At 40.8% G+C, this 18,394-nt stretch carries 12 protein-coding genes; 4 read left to right on the top strand and 8 right to left on the bottom strand.

The features are described from left to right. Positions 1–95: 95 nt before the first annotated feature. Entirely contained in the window at positions 96–1,448 is a 1,353-nt protein-coding gene (gene lysA, locus AKG98_RS18585; RefSeq protein WP_067049465.1) for a diaminopimelate decarboxylase, read from the top strand. Here the strand turns inward: lysA and AKG98_RS18580 are convergent. Beyond that, positions 1,445–1,801 (bottom strand): helix-turn-helix domain-containing protein, encoded by a 357-nt coding sequence (locus tag AKG98_RS18580; protein WP_067049662.1) that lies wholly within the window; start codon positions 1,799–1,801, stop codon positions 1,445–1,447. The two genes, lysA and AKG98_RS18580, sit on opposite strands and share 4 nt — an antisense overlap. Positions 1,802–1,911: 110 nt before the next feature. Between AKG98_RS18580 and AKG98_RS18575 the strand changes: the two genes are divergently transcribed. The 3 genes from AKG98_RS18575 to AKG98_RS18565 all read left to right on the top strand — a co-directional run bounded on the left by AKG98_RS18575 (position 1,912) and on the right by AKG98_RS18565 (position 4,856). Continuing rightward, complete coding sequence (locus AKG98_RS18575; RefSeq protein WP_067049463.1) at positions 1,912–3,246, top strand: aldehyde dehydrogenase; 1,335 nt, start codon at positions 1,912–1,914, stop codon at positions 3,244–3,246. Between the two features lie 33 nt (positions 3,247–3,279). After that, entirely contained in the window at positions 3,280–4,089 is an 810-nt protein-coding gene (locus tag AKG98_RS18570) for a 2OG-Fe(II) oxygenase (RefSeq protein WP_228140359.1), read from the top strand. 137 nt (positions 4,090–4,226) lie between these two features. Further along, positions 4,227–4,856, top strand: coding sequence for an SHOCT domain-containing protein (locus AKG98_RS18565; protein WP_067049458.1), 630 nt, complete (start codon positions 4,227–4,229; stop codon positions 4,854–4,856). Between the two features lie 77 nt (positions 4,857–4,933). On the opposite strand, the gene AKG98_RS18560 is transcribed toward AKG98_RS18565, so the two are convergent. The 7 genes from AKG98_RS18560 to AKG98_RS18530 form a co-directional block, all read right to left on the bottom strand. After that, a complete protein-coding gene (locus tag AKG98_RS18560; protein WP_067049455.1) occupies positions 4,934–6,862 on the bottom strand; it encodes an EAL domain-containing protein in 1,929 nt (642 codons plus the stop codon). A 5-nt stretch (positions 6,863–6,867) separates the two neighbouring features. Beyond that, a complete protein-coding gene (locus AKG98_RS18555) occupies positions 6,868–7,524 on the bottom strand; it encodes a transglutaminase-like cysteine peptidase (RefSeq protein WP_067049659.1) in 657 nt (218 codons plus the stop codon). Positions 7,525–7,603: 79 nt separating this feature from the next. Then, positions 7,604–8,200 carry an OmpA family protein gene (locus AKG98_RS18550; protein WP_067049452.1) on the bottom strand — a complete coding sequence of 199 codons (597 nt, stop codon included), beginning with the start codon at positions 8,198–8,200 and terminating at the stop codon, positions 7,604–7,606. After that, a complete protein-coding gene (locus tag AKG98_RS18545; RefSeq protein ID WP_067049450.1) occupies positions 8,200–9,612 on the bottom strand; it encodes a TolC family outer membrane protein in 1,413 nt (470 codons plus the stop codon). The genes AKG98_RS18550 and AKG98_RS18545 overlap by 1 nt, the downstream gene beginning before the upstream one ends. Positions 9,613–9,649: 37 nt before the next feature. After that, positions 9,650–11,017 (bottom strand): HlyD family type I secretion periplasmic adaptor subunit, encoded by a 1,368-nt coding sequence (locus AKG98_RS18540; RefSeq protein ID WP_067049448.1) that lies wholly within the window; start codon positions 11,015–11,017, stop codon positions 9,650–9,652. After that, on the bottom strand, positions 11,014–13,191 hold the full coding sequence (locus AKG98_RS18535; RefSeq protein ID WP_067049446.1) for a type I secretion system permease/ATPase: 2,178 nt from the start codon (positions 13,189–13,191) through the stop codon (positions 11,014–11,016). Before AKG98_RS18535 ends, AKG98_RS18540 begins: the two co-directional genes overlap by 4 nt. A gap of 45 nt (positions 13,192–13,236) precedes the next feature. Then, positions 13,237–18,394: Ig-like domain-containing protein (locus AKG98_RS18530; protein ID WP_157534165.1), on the bottom strand; the 5,158-nt coding region annotated here is incomplete at its 5' end.

Raw genomic sequence — 18,394 nt, 5'->3', positions numbered from 1 at the left:
AACGATATTTTGTCATATCAAAACGTTATTTTTCGCATTGTGCATAATACCTCGCTTAATTATCCTATTGGTTCATCAACAAAAGGATTTAAGCCATGACACAATTAACCCCTCAACTGCGTTATTTACCAAGTGCACAACAACAAGCATTATGGCTAGAAAATGTATCAATTCAGCAGTTAGCGTCTCAAGTCGCCACGCCTTTTTACTGCTATTCGAAAGCTGCACTACTTAGTAATATCCATGCTTGCAAAGCCGCATTTGAACCAGAAAACATCCATATTCACTACGCCATGAAAGCGAACAGCAATCTGTCATTATTACGCATTATCGCAGAACAAGGATTAGGTGTTGATATTGTCTCTATCGGCGAAATGCGACGGGCACTCAGCGCCGGATTCAAAGCTCAAGATATTGTCTTTTCAGGCGTAGGTAAAACAACCGCAGAGCTCGCCGAAGCCGTACTTGCAGGTGTCGGACAATTTAACCTTGAATCTAAAGAAGAATTAGCGGTTTTAATCACAATTGCAGATAAATACCAACAGCTGGTTTCTGCACTCATTCGCGTCAACCCTGAAGTCACTGTTGATACGCATAAGAACATCACCACTGGTGCTAAAGGCAATAAATTTGGTGTTAACTTTAGCGATGTATTACCAATGTTAGAAACAGCTGAACATTCGCCTTTCTTAAAAATAAAGGGGCTGGCAATGCATATCGGTTCACAAATACACACCACACAGCCCTACTTAGATGCGATAGCCAAAATACAGAGATTGATAAACGAGCTTAAAATACAAGGCTATCTCCTAACCCAGCTCGACCTCGGTGGTGGCTTTGGTATTCAATATAAAGACTACCAACAACTTACTCGCAATACAGAACAACAAGAACAACAAGAACAACAAGAACAACAAGAACAACATTATTTAGCATTTAGTGATTTTTCTAACGCGATAAAATCAGCCCTCGCTCATTGGCAAGGACGCATTAGCATTGAACCCGGGCGCTCATTAATGGCCGATATCGGTGTAATGGTATGCGAAATAACGTATATAAAAGAAAGCCGACCAACGTCATTTGTCGTATTAAATGCGGCAATGAATGATTTAATGCGTCCAGCGCTGTATCAAGCAACCCATGCATTAATACCCGTACAGTCACCTTCTAGCTCATTACAAACCAAATACGACGTAGTCGGCCCTATTTGTGAAAGTACAGATACATTTTCCAAATCAGCGTCGCTGCCAACTGATTTAGCCGCTGGAGACTTAATGTGTTTCTTATACACAGGTGCATATTGCGCGGTAATGAGTAACAGTTATAACAGCCGCCCTATCGCCGCCGAAGTTTTAGTCGATGATGCTCAAGCACATGTGATCAGACAAGCTATTACCCAAGATGACTTAATGGCATTTGAACAACCTTCAGCATTAAAACTGTTTTAAATCCCATGCTCTTCCGACCAATCTTTTAAGCGTTTTAAAATATCCAAGGCAGTACGACCGAATTCGGTGATCTCATAGGTTACCGCAATCGGTCTGTCACTAATCACTTTACGTATAACTAAGCCTTGGCTCTCTAATTCTTTTAGACGTTGATCGACCATCTTCTTGCTAGCACCACCTAACATGCGAGATAAATCATTAAAACGCACAGGCCCATCTTGTAGATGCCAAAGTATCGACGCTTTCCATTTTCCACCTAGCATGCGCATACCACGTTCAACTGAACAAGGTTCTTCACAAGAGTTTATAACTTTTTTTTGACCATTAGCCATTGTTTCTATTGTTGTTTTCATCATCCACCACAAGGTTACTAAAAGTATACTGGTTGCTTTTGTATCCCAGAGTATCAAAATATAACCTAAACGCACCAATTAAATTTTTATATATTCAGGAAATAGCCCCTATGCCGACATTAATTTCTTACGATGCCCACACCCGCAACGCCTTAGGGTCAGTAGAGATAACCACTGCAGAACAAATCCCCGCATTAATTATTGAATCGAAAAAAGCTCAAAAAAAATGGGCAACGTTATCATTATCAGAACGCCAAAAACTTGTGGTCAAAGCCTATCAGCGACTGGAACCAATGCAAAATAAACTGGCTACGCTTATCAGTAAAGAGATGGGTAAAGACTACCGTCGTGCCAGTTATGAAGCAGGTGGTACGATCCAAAGTGCCGCTTATTTTGCCAATGAAATTGCACAAGCGCTCACATCTGAGCGCCTTGATCGTGGCACCGAGTTACAATACCGACCACTGGGTATTGTCGCCGTGATATCCCCTTGGAACTACCCACTGGCGATGGCGAATAATTTATTAATGCCGGCCTTAATTGCGGGCAACACGGTTATTTTGAAACCATCAGAAGAAACGCCATTAGTCGCAGAATTATTTGTTAATACACTCAATCTAGTATTACCAAAAGGCGTACTACAACTGGCTCTCGGTGATAAACAAACCGGCCAAGCACTTGTCGCCAGTAATATTAATATGGTTGCGTTTACCGGTTCAATGTCTGCGGGTAAACATATCATGGAAAATGCTGCTCCAGGGCTAAAACGCCTTGTGATGGAGCTCGGTGGTAATGATCCTATGATCGTTATGGCCAACGCTAACATTGATGCTGCCGTGCAGTTTGCGGTTGCCAGCTCATTCGAGAACGCTGGACAAATGTGTACATCTACCGAGCGGGTTTATGTTGATGCCCGTATTGCAGATGAATTTGAACATAAAGTGGTAGCACTTGCTCGCCAATATCAGGTCGGCGCTTGGGATAACCCCCGCGTAAACATCGGTCCTCTCGTTAATCCAACACAACATGGTAATGTCTTAGCTCAATTACAGGATGCCACAGCAAAGGGGGCCAAGATATTATTGGGTAGCGATGATCAACCACAGCCCTTCATCCAACCAACCGTCGTCACAGGCATTACGCCTGATATGCATTTAGAACAAGATGAAACATTTGGCCCTGTGGTCGCGATTAGTCACTTTGAACATATAGATGAAGCCATTATCCGTGCAAATGACAGCTGCTATGGCCTGGGTGCGGTTGTTTTTGGTGGTCAAGGGGCGAGTGCAGTAGCAGAACAACTTGAAGCAGGCATGATTGGTGTTAATCAGGGCGTCGGCGGCGGTAATGCGCCTTGGGTTGGAGCGAAACAAAGCGGTTTTGGCTTCCACGGTTCAGCCGCTGGTCATCGTCAATTTTCACAAGTACGCGTTATCAGCAAATAACACGCCCCCCATTTTTAAAAAAGGACTGATTTAATGATGACTCAATTCCCGAATACTGAAACCAAACGTACTGAAATCAAAAGCACTGACTTTTTTGTTGCGGCCTATGAACCTGGGGCTGAACATCCCGCGCTACCAACATGGGCAAATAGTAAAGCAAATTTAGCTGCACTATCGCCTGTAGAAAATAATAACATCACACGAAAAGAAGTGACACAAGTACCCGGTACTTTCCAGCTCCTTAATGTATTTTCGAAGGAAGAATGCCAACGTTTTATTCAAGTCAGTGAGTCCATGGGCTACTTACCCGATGCTGCAGTTTCATTACCACGTGATGTTCGCCATAACGACAGCCTAACGTGGGTAGTTGATGAACAAACTGACCGAATTATTTGGGAGAGAATTAAACACTTCATGTCCGATGAACAAGGTATATTCGGTAATAAATCGGCCGTTGGCATTAACGCTCGTTTTCGGTTTTACCGTTATAGTAAAGGCGATTACTTTAAACCCCATTCAGATGGTTCTTGGCCGGGTAGCCGAGTTATTAATAATAAATTAATTGCTGATGCCTATGGTGACCGTTTTAGCCAGATGACATTTTTAATCTTGCTCACTGAAGATTTTGACGGCGGTGCAACCCGATTTTTAGTCAATGCGAATAATTCTAGTCAACCCGCTAGCCGTGGAGATCAAATAACAGAAGTAGATATTCGCACACCCGCTGGCAGTGTCCTTTGCTTCCCTCATGGTATGCACCCTTTGCACTGTATTCACAGTTCAGAACCCATTTATAACGGGGTTAAATACATAATCCGCACGGATGTATTATTTGAATTGTAATGGACTGTCATCAAGCCATAGATTTAAATTTAAAAACTAATCACATTCCTGTATGGTGATGCTCAATAAACTGCCTATTTACATTGTCTGTAATTACAGTGTAAACAACACCATTTGTACGACATCAGGGAATAGTTATGAAAATAATCAGCCAAAAAATGCGTAAATTATTATTAGTTATCGCGTTACCAGTATTAGCCTCGGGCTGTGCAGGCAATATCGAAAAACTTAATGCCGATACTGAGTTTGGCCCTGCGCCACAAGCGTATCAACAAACCATTAAGGATTACTTCGCACAAGAGTTGAATAATCCTGAAGTTGCTGAGTACGTGATTAGTGAACCGATGAAATTTTATCGTTCAAAACCATCACTTGCTGGTCTTGGTGGCGGTATCAAGTGGCATGCTTGGGTAGCTGAAGTTGGTATTCCAGGCAAAGCAATATACAAATTCCTATCGGGAAGCAATAACGAGCTTATCCATTATTATGTTCGTTTTGACGGTAACGATATTGAAACTGTATATGAAGGCAATGGTTATGCATCATTGAAAAATGAAACTGGCTTTACTGTTGGTGAATACGCCACAATCGACAACATTACAATTACTGCAGAAACAGCGCAAGTAATTGCCGAAGACAAAGCGTCAGAAGATGCAGAATTGATCCGCAGCTTTGAATCAATCCGTGAATTAAATAAGCTATATAAAGAAGGTATTATTACCGAAGAAGAATATAGCCTAAAGAAAAAAGCAATATTAAAAATCTAATCCATATTCTAGTTTAGATTAAGCAGAAGCCCATATACACATGGGCTTCTACATTTTCACCATTAACCAAGCTACTATTAAGCGTATATTTTTACATCTTGCGGCACTGAAATATAACCTTGATATCCCTCTGCACGTAACTGTTTTATTCTTTCGAGTTGCTGACGGTTTTCTATCGCGGTAATAATCACATCAATATTTAATCCTTTACCAATATTGATCAACGCACGACATAATTCATTGTTCTGTTGATTATTACTATAAACAGATAACGATTGATCTAATTTCACATAATCAGGTTTCAATTGCTGTAAATAACTTAATGAACCCATTTGACGACCGCATTGATCAATACCAAAATGAGCGCCGTATCGACGAACAATACCTGCTAATTGCGAACTCTCGTGAGGATTATTACTCGCGGCTGACTCGGTTATTTCAAAATAAATTTGGTTTGCGGATAACGTATTTTGTAAAAAATGCGCTAACCAAGAATGAAACGTCGGATCTAGCAAACTATCCTGAGTTAAATTAACAGCAACAGGCTCTTTATTTAGATCAAGTATATTTTGCGAAATTAAGCTTTCTAATAAACAGCGATCAAGTTGACTGCCTAACGATAATAGCTCAACATACGGCATAAATTTACCCGCTTTAACCTGCTGACCATCAATATTCAAACGGCAGTAAAGTTCTCGCTGCAATACGTCACCACTATCCATCTGCAAAATAGGCTGCCATTGGAATACAAACTGGTTGTGATTAATCGCAGTTAACAGACGTTCGCGCCACTCTTCCCGGTTGAATTCATGTTGGTAAAGGTGATCAAACCAACTGCTCGTCTTATTATCTGCAAGCGCTTGTTGCAGTGCATTATCCGCTTGAGCCAATAATTCAGAGGGTGTAATCTCATCATTTCGTTCGGTTATCCCAATCGCAAAGTCACGATTAGGCATACAGCCAGCTTTAGCCATCTCTTGATTAATTAAACGAATGAGCGCTTGTAAGTAAGACGAAATTTGCTGATGATCACCTTTGGTAATTAAAAACGCAAACTCGGTATTTGAAATACGAGCAATAACACATTCAGCAACACCCGGTAATTGCTCAGTCATACGTAATGCGAGTACTCGAATACTTTCATCACGAACCTGATAACCATATTTACTGTGTACTTCATTCAGCCAGTCTAATTTGGCTAGCAACAAGCCTCCATAACTTGGGTCTGTTAACCAACTTGTGATTTGCCCTGTTAAATATTGTCTATTTGGTAAATTCGATACACCATCAACAAGGTTGTCATGCTTTAAACTATCGACTTCATCGTCCAGAGTTTGAAATACTTGTTTAAGCTGCCCCGACATCGAATTTATTGCTTTTACTACTACACGCAACTCTGCAGTAGCAGGTAAGTCCATATCGGGATTAAATACCCGTTGCGATATATTGCTGGCATGGCTAGCAATATCATTTAACGGTTTAAGTAAATGTTTAAGATGAAAATGTAGCACAAAAATAGAGAGTAAAAATAAAAGAGAGATAATCAATAACGTATTATTCATTACCCGCCACAATTCACGATAACCTATCCCAGGATGCGCTTCTATTTTTAACTTTGCGAGTTGTAACCAACCGGATTGAATTAAACTTTCTTTGGCTTGAACTTCAAATAGTCCAAGATCAATGAACCACTGCGGTACGCCTTCAACGACAATTGGATTTTCCCATGATTGCTGTTTTTGATCGGCAAGCCAAGTTAAATTAATCTTACGATAAAAACCGCCCTCAAAAATGACATTGACCAAAGTGTCAACCGCAGCGATATCACCCGTTTGTAAATGTGGCTTTAACATCAAACTTAATGATGTAGTGGTATTATTAAGTTCAGATTCCATCTGATTAGCCATGAAATCACGTGTTTCTGTAAATTGAAAATACACCAGACTCGACATTACCAAGACAAATAAACCGAATAATAATGAATAGATCTGTTTAAACAAGGTCATTAATTTTACTCCAACTTCAGCTTAGGTTGCATCATATTAGACACACCCATACGCTGATTTAAATTACTCCAACGTTTTAAACGTTGTGATTTACCAGCCAAAACTCCTTGGCCCTTTTCTTTGTTCAGCCATAATTGCTTACCGTTAAAACTGTATACAGGTAGTAAGTCATTACGTTGATCTGCAGGCTTTATTTCACCATCAATATTATCTAAAATTAATGGTATAGAACCCGGGGTTGGATAATAAGCAACAACCATATGGTATTGATTTAGAGTCAATGATTTAACCATAGTGATACGCATTTTTTCATCTTCAATACCGAGCTCTAATAAGCTAAAGTATTTCGCAATAGCAAAATCCTCACAATCGCCACCATTAGCACCGATAAACTCCAGTGGCGTAGCCCAATAATTCTCTTTTCCCCAAAGCTTAATATCATCGATAAATACCAGCTGATTAAAAAAACTATTAACCTTATTCAACTTTTCTTTCGATGAGAGCGCTCTGCTTGATGCCAAAATCTGTAACCAAGTACGCCCTCTGAGAGCAGCCCTTTCACCATAATTTTTATCTAATGCAATAATGATTTCTTGATCGTTTAAGCGTGATGTTGGATTTGCAGATAACTCCAATAACCAGCTAGAGAAAAATAACAATATAACGACTGCACACCTATGGTTCACTTTATTTGGCACTACAACTAACCTACTACAAGATGACTATGAATTAATGTAAGCATTATTTATCTACACTGTAAATATTCCATTTCATATCTTTACTGGTGTCTTCACTCGTTAACTCAGCCACAATACGTCTATTTTTGGCGTGTGCGCTTTTTGTATTACCATCATCGAGTATCTGCTCAAAACCATAGCCAACCGCAGACACTCTGAATGTCGCAATACCAAAGTTATTCACCAAAATGTTCATCACAGCTTGTGCCCGATCTTGAGATAAACGCATATTTAATGATTTACTGCCTAATTTACTCGTGTGTCCTTCGATAACAACTTCGGTATCAAGGTGCTTTTTCATAAAATTAGCTAACGCTTCAATATCACCAAAATATCGTTCATTCACGACTGCCGAATTACTGGCAAAGTTAACGTTTAGCGCTTGCCTCACTTTATTAATAATATCGGCACCACAACCAGAATTATCGACTCGAGATCCCGAAAAAGAAGCAGGACACTTTTCTCTGCTCGTGATAACACCATCGCTATCAGCATCACTCAAATCCTGCAGCTGAATCTGTGTATTATCTGCCATATCAACAATAGGTGTAGTACATGCCATTAATAACAATGACGAAATCAAAACAATAATATATTTCATTACTTCACGCCTCCAGCATATTCATGTTCACCCATCCAAATATCAGGTCTGGTTACCCGTAATGAATCTAATAATTGTCCTGTCGCATTTAATAAACGATAACGCGCAATAATTTCACTAAATTCAGCATCCACAAATTCTTTACGAGCTTCGAATAATTCATTTTCAGTATCAAGTAAGTCCAATAGACTACGCTGGCCTAATTTGAATTGCTGTTCATAAGCGGCTTGTGAATCTTTCGATGCCACAACATGTGCTTGTATATAATATTTTTGTTCGTTCAATAGTTCATATGCATTCCAGGCTAAGTTATATCCTTCTGTCACCTGACGATATGCACTTTGATTTAGCTCACTTGCTTCTGTAATTTTATAAGCCATTTCCCGTGCGTACGCTTTATCACTGCCACCAGAATATAAGTTGTAAGAAAAACGAATCATTGCAACGACGTCATTGTTATGACCGCCGACACCCGATATGCCATTATGGCCATCTTCACCATCAAGATCGTTGTTAAAGTTAGCATCAACCTCAAACGTCACTTTCGGGTAATAGTTAGAATTCGCAGCATCATATTGATAATGAGCAGCTGTAATGTCATTAGTCGATGATTTAATCATGGGATGGCTCGCCAATGCTAGGTCTAAACCAATTTCCCTGTTAGCAGGTAATAAGTCTGCGTCAGGTACCGGAACGATAAGGTTGTCAGCGCGTTGATCTGTCACTCGATAAAACTTCGATTCTGTATCAAGGTAATTATTCTTTGCTGAAATCACATTAGATTGCGCTCGAGCCAAACGTCCTGTGATTTGAGAAAGATCAGCAATACTACCTAACCCAGAATCTGTCCGCTGTTTTATCTGACTATAAATGGTCTTATGCGTCGTTAAATTCTTTTCGGACAATACGAGAATCTGCTCCGCTTTTAATAAATTGGTGTACACTTTCGTTACTTCTAGCGCCACATCTTCTGCCGTACTAAATAATCGCCATTGTTCAGCACTGGTTTCATAGATAGTACGGTTCACATCACTCGACGTTTGAAAACCACTAAATAGACTTTGCTTTAAGCTAATACCAAATTCACCACGGCGTAGCTCTTCAGTATTATCATAATCATTGGTATCACTCTTTCTCGTCCCCGGGCTGTCAGTATATTCATAGCCATAACCCCCCGTGAGATCAATACTCGGTAAATACCCAGATGATGCTTGCTTAACCTGTTCTTCACGTACTTTAAATTTACTAAAAGCAATACGTATCTCAGGATGCCCGCTTAACGTCAGCGCAACTACCTGCTCTAACGATTGGGCATTTACCATTGCCGGAAAAACCATAGCAGAACACATTATCGCGGTATAAAGGAAACCCTTATAGCCTCTTTGCTCCGAGTGAAAATGAGTGATATTCATGTTAGCTCCATTAATATTATATGTTTTCAATAGCAATTTATAACTCCCTAAGCGCCATTGCTTTAGCCCTTAAAATAGGATTTAATATATATTCTAATACCGTACGTTTACCTATCATCACATCAACAGATGTCATCATACCGGGAATTATTGGCATATCCTGATTACCCTGAATATCAGAAATTTTAGTGCGGACACGGATAATATAAAAACTATTACCGTCTTCATCCTGGGTTGTATCCGCACTTATGTGCTCAACAACCCCTTTTAAACCTCCGTAACGGGTAAAATCATACGCAGTGATCTTCACCACCGCCGGTAACCCCAGATGAATAAAGGCAATATCTTTCGGTCTTATTTTGGCTTCAATCAGTAATTTATCTTCGGTTGGTACAATCTCTAGTAACACCTGGCCCGGTTGCACCACCCCACCCATCGTGGTGATATGTAACGTTTTGATAGTCCCGACTACAGGTGAAATGATTAATGCTTTCTCTACCTTATCTTTAACCCCAACTTGCGCTTCAGTAATACGTGAGAATTTACCTTGCAATTCATTTAACTGCGCTCGTGCATCTGCACGATAATTAAGTACCGCCTCACGACGCTTTAACACCGCTTCTGCCATCACCGATTTTAATTTTGGTACTAATAAGCGAAGAGAATCAAGCTCACCTTTAATGCTATTAACACTCCGCTCTAACTTGAGTAACTCCACCTCAGGTACGATGTTTTTTTTCGCTAAAGGTCGCGTCAATTCAATTTCCCGCGAAGCCAATTTATAATTTATTTCCAAGGTCTTTATTTTTGACTTTAATTCCCTGCTTTCTTCATAACGCTGTTGAATCTGCTGACCCTGAATAGCAACCTGATTGCTAAGACTATCTAACCGAGCCTGATATTCATCTTGTTGACGTACGACAAGATGCGGTAAATTCTGATTTAAATCATCAGGAAATATCAAGGTGTTTTTGGCTATCTTAATTTGTAATTTCCAGTCTGGAACATCGGCAACCAAGATACTCGTTAACTCACTGCGCAAACGAATAATATCCGCCCGCAAGCTATCAACTTCTTGACGTTGTTGTGCTAAATCGGCTCGAAAACGTGTATCATCGATTCTCGCCAGTGGCTGATTTTTACTGACTATCATGCCTTCAGTCACATATAACTGTTGTAAAATACCGCCATCTAAACTCTGAATAATCTGGATCTGCGAAGAAGGTACTACCTTACCCATTCCCGTTGCCACTCGGTCTAATTTGGCAAAGTAAGCCCAAATAATAAAGCTAAGTACAAATGCGGCCAACGCCCAAATAGTTAATCTGTGAACCTGCGGCGTTTGCGCTAACATAGCACCGTACACATCATCGGCCATCTCTAGGTCTTGCTTACTAACCTTCATTGGACTGCTCCCGGAGTCAACAGTCCATTTTTCAACTTATTTAAAATAACCTCTTTACTGCCATCAGCAACCAAATGACCTTTATCTAATACTATGATCCGATCCACTAACTGTAATAGATGCATTTTGTGCGTGATCAATACTAACGTGCGATCTTGCGCGATGACTTTCATGGACTGTATAAACTGCTTTTCTGCTCGCGCATCCAAACTTGCAGTGGGTTCATCAAGTAATAATATTTGTGGTTCGTTTAAGATCGCGCGCGCTAAGGCGATAGATTGACGTTGACCACGAGATAATGCTTTACCGCCTTCACCGACTTGTAGATCTAAGCCCTGCGAATCAAGATCTGTAAATATATTTACCCCAGATAATTGCACCGCGCGAATAAGCTGATATTCAGTTACTTGTTTAGCGCCAAACAAAATATTTTCGCGAATAGTACCGTGAAACAAAGTGATATCCTGTGGTAAATACCCAAAGTTACGGCGTAAATCACTTGGATGAATCTGCTTATGATTCATCCCATCATAGTGCAGGCTACCCGTGGTCGGCTGATATAAACCTAACAAGAGTTTAGCGAGGGTACTTTTCCCTGAACCATTACGCCCAATCACAGCGACTTTTTCACCTGGTTTAATCGCTAAAGACAATGGATATAAACTCGGTTTATCAATGTCAGGATAGCTAAAACCAAGTTGTTCTAAAGTGATATTACCTTCAAGTTTACGACGACTAATCAAATGTGCTTTGTCTTCAAATTCATCTTTCTGCGCCATGATCGCATCAAGTTGACGCATAGCGCTCATGGTTTGATTAGAGCGAGTCATTAATGATGCTATTTTTGCCATCGGTGCTATTGCGCGACTCGATAACATAACCGCAGCAATTATAGCGCCCATCGAAATAGCATTATCCGCAACTCGATAAACCCCTAAGACCACCACACCAATTACCGATACTTGCACAATAAAACTTGCAACGTTAGACACGGAATTGGTTAATACTTTAGATTTAAGCTGCCAGCTAGATATATGGCCAAGCATCTGCTGCCAACTGTTTTGCACCACACCTTCCGCGCCGTTGGCTTTAATCAGTTCTAAAACCGATAAACTTTCAATTAAATGACCGTGTCGCAGGCTAGAAAATTTATTACTTTCTTCGATGGCATGACGTAAACGCGGCTGAATAAGCAAGCTATAACCTATGATCAATAAGGTTGCGATAACAGAAAATACCACAAGGTCGCCTGCGACAAGCCAGATAATAAACATGAATAACAGCGCAAAAGGCAGGTCAACTAAGGCGGTGATAGTCGCCGAAGATAGAAACTCCCGCACACTGTCAAATTCACTGAGCTGCTTGGCCATGCCTCCGACGCTGGCGGCGCGTTTTTCTAGTGGCATACCAATCACTTTAGCAAACAATTTAGCTGAGGTTTGTAAATCAATCTTCTTACCTGCTACATCAATAAGGTAACCACGTAATTGCTTCATGATAAAATCAAATATGTAAGCAATGGTCGCACCAATCGCTAATACCCAGAGTGATTCAAAAGCTAAATTGGGCACCACTTTATCGTACACATTCATCACAAATAACGGGGATACTAAAGCAAACAAGTTAACTAAAATAGACGCGATAATGACATCACGATAGATCGGCGCAGCAGACTTAATTGTTTCCCATAACCAATGCTTTTTAGTTTCATGTAGGTGTACATCAAAATCACGGTCACCATGATATTGCTGCTTGATCAAAAACAGATAACCAACATAGATAGCTTCAAGTTCAGCGATCGTTAATGATATTTCACCGCCAGTTTCAGGCATTGAGATAATGGCTTTGTCTTGACTAAAATCCAGCTCCTGCAATACGCAGGCTTTTTGATCTTTTAATAACAAAATACACGGTAATAGCATACCCGGTAATTCATTCAGACCTTTTTGACTGAGTTTAGCACTCAGGCCCGCACGCCCAGCCGCTTGTGGCATTAACTCGGGGGTAAGATTCGCTCCCGATATAGACAGGCCAGCAGTGAGCGCATCCGCGGAACAGGGATTGCCAAAGTGTTCAGTGAGCAAAATTAAGCAATCCAGTAGTGCATCCTCAGTAATATGCTGAGAAGATTTGATCGTCCACTGTGTCTTATTTGCAGTTTTAGTCGAGTCCACGTGTAATATTTCCCTCAAATTACTTTAATAAACAAACCAGTTGATTTAGAAGATCAATGGATCTGCAACATCATCGAGTATGCTATTAATACCGCTAGGGCTGCTAATATCCACATTTGTATAAGCGTCTCTGAGATCTACACTATCCAAAATAATCACTTGGCTGACTGCAGAACCAGCACCTTCTGTATGAATATTTATAGTTGTAGTAACGGTTCCACCCGTTGCAGTGGCAAAGCTAAAGTCAAGGTAATCATCAAGCTCTCCGCTATTTACACTTTGTAATAAATCACTAAGATCGAGCTTATCTTCATTTATATTAAAATCGGTAATATGGTCAACGGCTGGCGCTTGCTCGGTACCCTGATCACCATCCAACCAAACTGCAGTATCAATACCTGTGCCACCGGTTAATATGTCATTACCCGCACCACCAATTAATATGTCATCATCAGCTCCGCCGCTTAACGTATCTCCGCCCTCTTGGCCCATTAATAAATCATCGCCAATACCACCACTGAGGTCATCGTCACCAGCACCAGCAACTAAGGAGTCATCACCCGCATTACCAATAAGCGTATCCGCATTATCACCACCAAGCAGGATTTCATCGAATTCACCACCTGTGATAGTTGCACCACTGACTTCTTCAAATGTGACTTCAGCTTGATCATTTGCACCGCTATTATTTAATGTATAGTCGAAACTTACGTCATTGATGTTACTACCTGAAGCAACAGTGACCTGAATAGTCTCAAGCGGCGTACCATTACCAATAACCGTTGCATTTGTCTCATCACTAATAGATGAGATTTCAGCTGATGCTCCTTTGGTGTCGTTGTGCATTAATGCCAACGTAGGGATCTCTAATGTTGTAATACCATTTTGGTTAGTTAGGATTAGATCTCGGTTAGCGTCAAGATTTGCTTGATATTCCAAATTGATCGTCATATTAAGCTGTGTACTATCGCCATCATTATCGACAATAGTGATTTGGAAAATATCTTGTTCACCAGTAATAGTGTTATCTAATTCAATGTTGTAGCTGTAATTTAAGGTAGCGAGATCTAAGGTCAAAGTCCCCCCTTTCACTGTTACAACTGATATTACCGAGTTTGCATCACCAGGTTGATAGGTATAAGTCACACCATCGATAGCAATTGTTGATATGTAGCCACCATCAGCACCTAAAGCAGCACCTGCATTTCCACTTGCAGCTAATAATGAAACGTTACCGTTAAGAATACCGCTATCAATCGTACTCAATAAAGTGTCAGATAGCTCAGCTGCCGATGTTATTCTGATGGTATTAGGTTCGAGTTCACCGCTATCATTCGTATTCGGATAACCAATAGGATTTAATTCATTTAATGAAGTGCTACCACCAATACCAATCGAAAATGAGGTATCGATATTATTGTTATCAAGGAAAGCTTCCCAGGTTGCCTGATCAGTGCTGTTAATGCCATGACTACCCGTTGGAGCGCCATCAGACATAAAGTAAACAAGTGATTTATCAGCTGCGTTACCAGCAGGAACTTGATAATTGTCCATTACTGAATCGAGCGCGTTATCATAATACGTTCCACCACCCGGTTGAATCTGGGTGTCTAAATAATCCATCGCCTTAAATAAATCATCTTCAAACCACGGTGACTTAGTCGCTGCATAATTAAAGGCTACAAATTGGACATTAACATTACCAACCTTATCGTACTCAGCAAGCATACTCGTGATGGCTTCTTTCGCGACTTCCATACGGGAACGCCCAGTACCATCGCCTGCTGACCATCCCATTGAACCTGATTTGTCTAATACAATGATTAGATTAACGGTATATGCTTCTGATGCGGCTTCCAGTGTCAGCTCAACATTGTTGGCTACAGGTGCATCATCGACAATATTGACGTTGAATTGTGCAGTAGTTTGATGCCCGTTATTTTGATCCGTTAACTGATAATTAATAGTATCGACAGTACCATTACCGGCAACTTGAACTGCATTAGTTAAGGTATAAGTATAATCGCCCGCTCTATGACTACCGTCATCTTCGACATAAACGGTTAATGAACCTTGATCCATATTAACGGTGACACTTGAGCTAGAACCCGCTGCGATCCCATCCACGGAAGTTATTACTGTTGACGCGCCAATACCCGCATCATTATCTAATAAATTCCCCGTGAGAACCGTTGTTGAAACGCCCTCTGCAGTGCCATCTGTTAGGCCTGATTCAAACACTGTACCGCTATCATCAAATGCGGTTGAATCACCAGAGTGTTCAATAGTTAAGGTAGCATCACTGCTGTCACCATCCGAATCAACAATATTGTAATCAAATGTCTCATCTGGAATTACGCCGTGATCCGCAGGAATAACAGCGCCTGTTAATACAACGTGAGAATTATAGTACTGGTATACGGAGATGTAGGACACTTCAGTGCTAAATATAAATTCTTCAGATACTGTATTGTCGGGCTCTCCACTTACCCATTTTATACTATCAACTAAATTACCACTGGCATCATAACCATAGACACTGATGTACTCATTATTACTTAATTCAGCAAAGCTTAAACTCACTTTTTTAGTTGATACACCTAAATCAAGTACGATTGATTCACCGAAACCAACCGTAGAAGAGTCACCACTACCAACACCAATACCATTATTTGAGATATTTGAATGTGCAGTATTTATCGCGCTATTAAGATTACTTGGGTTTAGTCCTAACTGAGGTGAATCACTCTGATAAACATCATAAGAATCTGCATTAGAATCATTAAAGCCGTAAAGAATTATACCCGAGTCATTCCAACTAGATGATTCTAAGTTTCCATTAGCAATCGCTGTATCAGCCAAGTCAGAAGTGTACTGATAACTGCCATCATCATGAAAAGTAATTAAACCATTAGTAGTATCTAGCGTTAATTCACCGTTAACTAAATTTTGACCATTCACGCTCGTTAAAGTAACGGTATCGACACCTAATGTATCAGCACCGTCATCTTGGCCACCCGCACCAGTAATAACGTTGCCGTAAATCGTGCCGCCGTAACCCACGCTATCGACATCATCAACAGATACAGGGGCTGTATCTGTTACTATCACATCAAGTTCGACAGTGCTTGATGCGGTTTCATTCGCGCCGATACCATCTACTTCCGTTGAGGTAGCTGTAAAACTTAATGTGTGCGTTGTACTATCACCCGTAGCCAGTCCATTAAATGTTAATGTAGCTAAATCCCAATCACTGATATCAATTGTAGAACCATCACTGGTAACAGAATTAGTACCATCACTGATAACTGCACCGACTGGCACACCACTCACCGTTATGACAAGACTCTCTGAACCATCTAGATCAACCAAAGCTGCATTCACACTTGAAAGTGAAATATCAGTACCTTCGACACCTTCATTCAAACGTACAGGATAAAACCCACCATCATTATTGCTATTCTCGACATATCCACTACGTTGACCATCTAACGAATCCACTTCGTTGATATCTGTATACGTTGGTAATACGGATAACTCTTGCGCTGCGCCACCATTAATTTTAACGCTAACATCGTAAGAACCGGCACCAGAAGCATTATAAGCATACATCTCAAAGCTGTAATAACCAGATTCAGATGGTACAAATGCCGTCGATGTGTAACTCCCCCAACTGTCAAACCCTTGAGAAAATACTTGTTCGCCGCCGATCTCCATATGGAAAGTATCATCGCGATAACCGGTAAACTCATAGCTATTGCCAGCTTCAAGGTAAATTAAACCAGTAGCTTTAACTGCACTATCCGCTGCGAGGTTAATTGTACTGCCTGCGTCAGTAAGTGATAACAAATTATCGGTACTGTCTGGTGTTTCATTGGCCAGAGCCTGTTCCATGTAACCGGCGTTACTACCAGATACATCTGATATATTAAACGCCGTCACATTATTAAATGTTTCAACGAACAAACCAGCACCTTGAGGGGCTACATAATTGACAGAACTCACTACACCGCTTGATACCGTTAATGTAGGTGCATCGGCGACCGCTTCAACATTCACTGTTGCTGTTACCGAATTACTCCACTCTGCACCATCTGATACACTAAAATCAAAATCACTATAATCTTGTCCCGATTCATGTTCATCATTCACAAAACGTAGATTATCGGCATTAATATCTGTAATAGATACAGTTTGACCATTTGTGACACTATTCCAACTCGAACCATCATATAATTGCAGCTCCCCATCACTGGGCAAGCTATCAATACGAATACTCACTAATGCATCACTGGCATCGCTATCAGCGAAATTAAAGTCACTTACACTCAGTATGTAAGGCGTATCCTCGATGGCATCGATAGTCGTAGCACTCGTTGTTGGAGCTATATTAATTTCGACAGTTTGCTGAGCTGTTGCACCTTGATTACCTACAATATCAACAATACGTAGATCATAATCAAAATCTGCGCTATGCGTATTAGCAGTATCATCATGAGTCCAACTAATCCCAGTTACACTACTCACATCAACCCAAGTTGTGCCGTTATCTGTGCTGATTTGCAGGGTTTCATCTGACTGTAGTGTATTGGCTAGGCTACCATTAACAATTAGGTTGGTATCCGTTGTTTTAAAGTCGTTATTATCAATACCAGTGTCATCAGTGATCGCCGCAATTGTAATTGTGTTTGCTGATACTGTTGTATCAAAAGTAACAGCATGCTCAGCCGCGTTACTTACTATCGTATTACCCGCCGTATCTGATGAAGCCACGCTTGCATCAATGGTATTGTCCGCTTGTAAATCGGTGGTATTTACATCAACGCTGTAGTTACCTGAACCATCAACCGTCGTTGTGTAAGCAGTGCCGTTAACGGTCACTGTCACTGTATCGCCAGTGCTAATATCACCGCCGATTGCAGTACCGCTCACCGCTATAGTTGCTGCGCCAGCTTCAACTGCATTGATAACATCATCGCCTGCAACAGTCCCAATTGTGATGGTGCCTGCGTCAGCAACCGTATCGAATGAGATCGCATGTTCTACCGCGTTACTGACAACCGTATTACCTGCTGCATCAGATGAAGCCACGCTTGCATCAATAGTATTGTCTGCTTGTAAATCTGTGGTATTCACATCCACTGTGTAGTTACCTGAACCATCAACCGTTGTTGTGTAATCTTGGCCATTCACCGTCACGGTA

The sequence above is a fragment of the Moritella sp. JT01 genome, from assembly GCF_001574435.1.
Lineage (GTDB): Bacteria > Pseudomonadota > Gammaproteobacteria > Enterobacterales > Moritellaceae > Moritella.
This window is presented reverse-complemented; position numbering and strand designations above follow the sequence as displayed.

Coding starts and splice junctions, on each gene's coding strand:
- AKG98_RS18545 (WP_067049450.1), bottom strand. CDS start 9,612: ATGAATATCACTCATTTTCACTCGGAGCAAAGAGGCTATAAGGGTTTC.
- AKG98_RS18565 (WP_067049458.1), top strand. CDS start 4,227: ATGAAAATAATCAGCCAAAAAATGCGTAAATTATTATTAGTTATCGCG.
- AKG98_RS18550 (WP_067049452.1), bottom strand. CDS start 8,200: ATGAAATATATTATTGTTTTGATTTCGTCATTGTTATTAATGGCATGT.
- AKG98_RS18560 (WP_067049455.1), bottom strand. CDS start 6,862: ATGACCTTGTTTAAACAGATCTATTCATTATTATTCGGTTTATTTGTC.
- AKG98_RS18580 (WP_067049662.1), bottom strand. CDS start 1,801: ATGAAAACAACAATAGAAACAATGGCTAATGGTCAAAAAAAAGTTATA.
- AKG98_RS18570 (WP_228140359.1), top strand. CDS start 3,280: ATGATGACTCAATTCCCGAATACTGAAACCAAACGTACTGAAATCAAA.
- lysA (WP_067049465.1), top strand. CDS start 96: ATGACACAATTAACCCCTCAACTGCGTTATTTACCAAGTGCACAACAA.
- AKG98_RS18575 (WP_067049463.1), top strand. CDS start 1,912: ATGCCGACATTAATTTCTTACGATGCCCACACCCGCAACGCCTTAGGG.
- AKG98_RS18540 (WP_067049448.1), bottom strand. CDS start 11,017: ATGAAGGTTAGTAAGCAAGACCTAGAGATGGCCGATGATGTGTACGGT.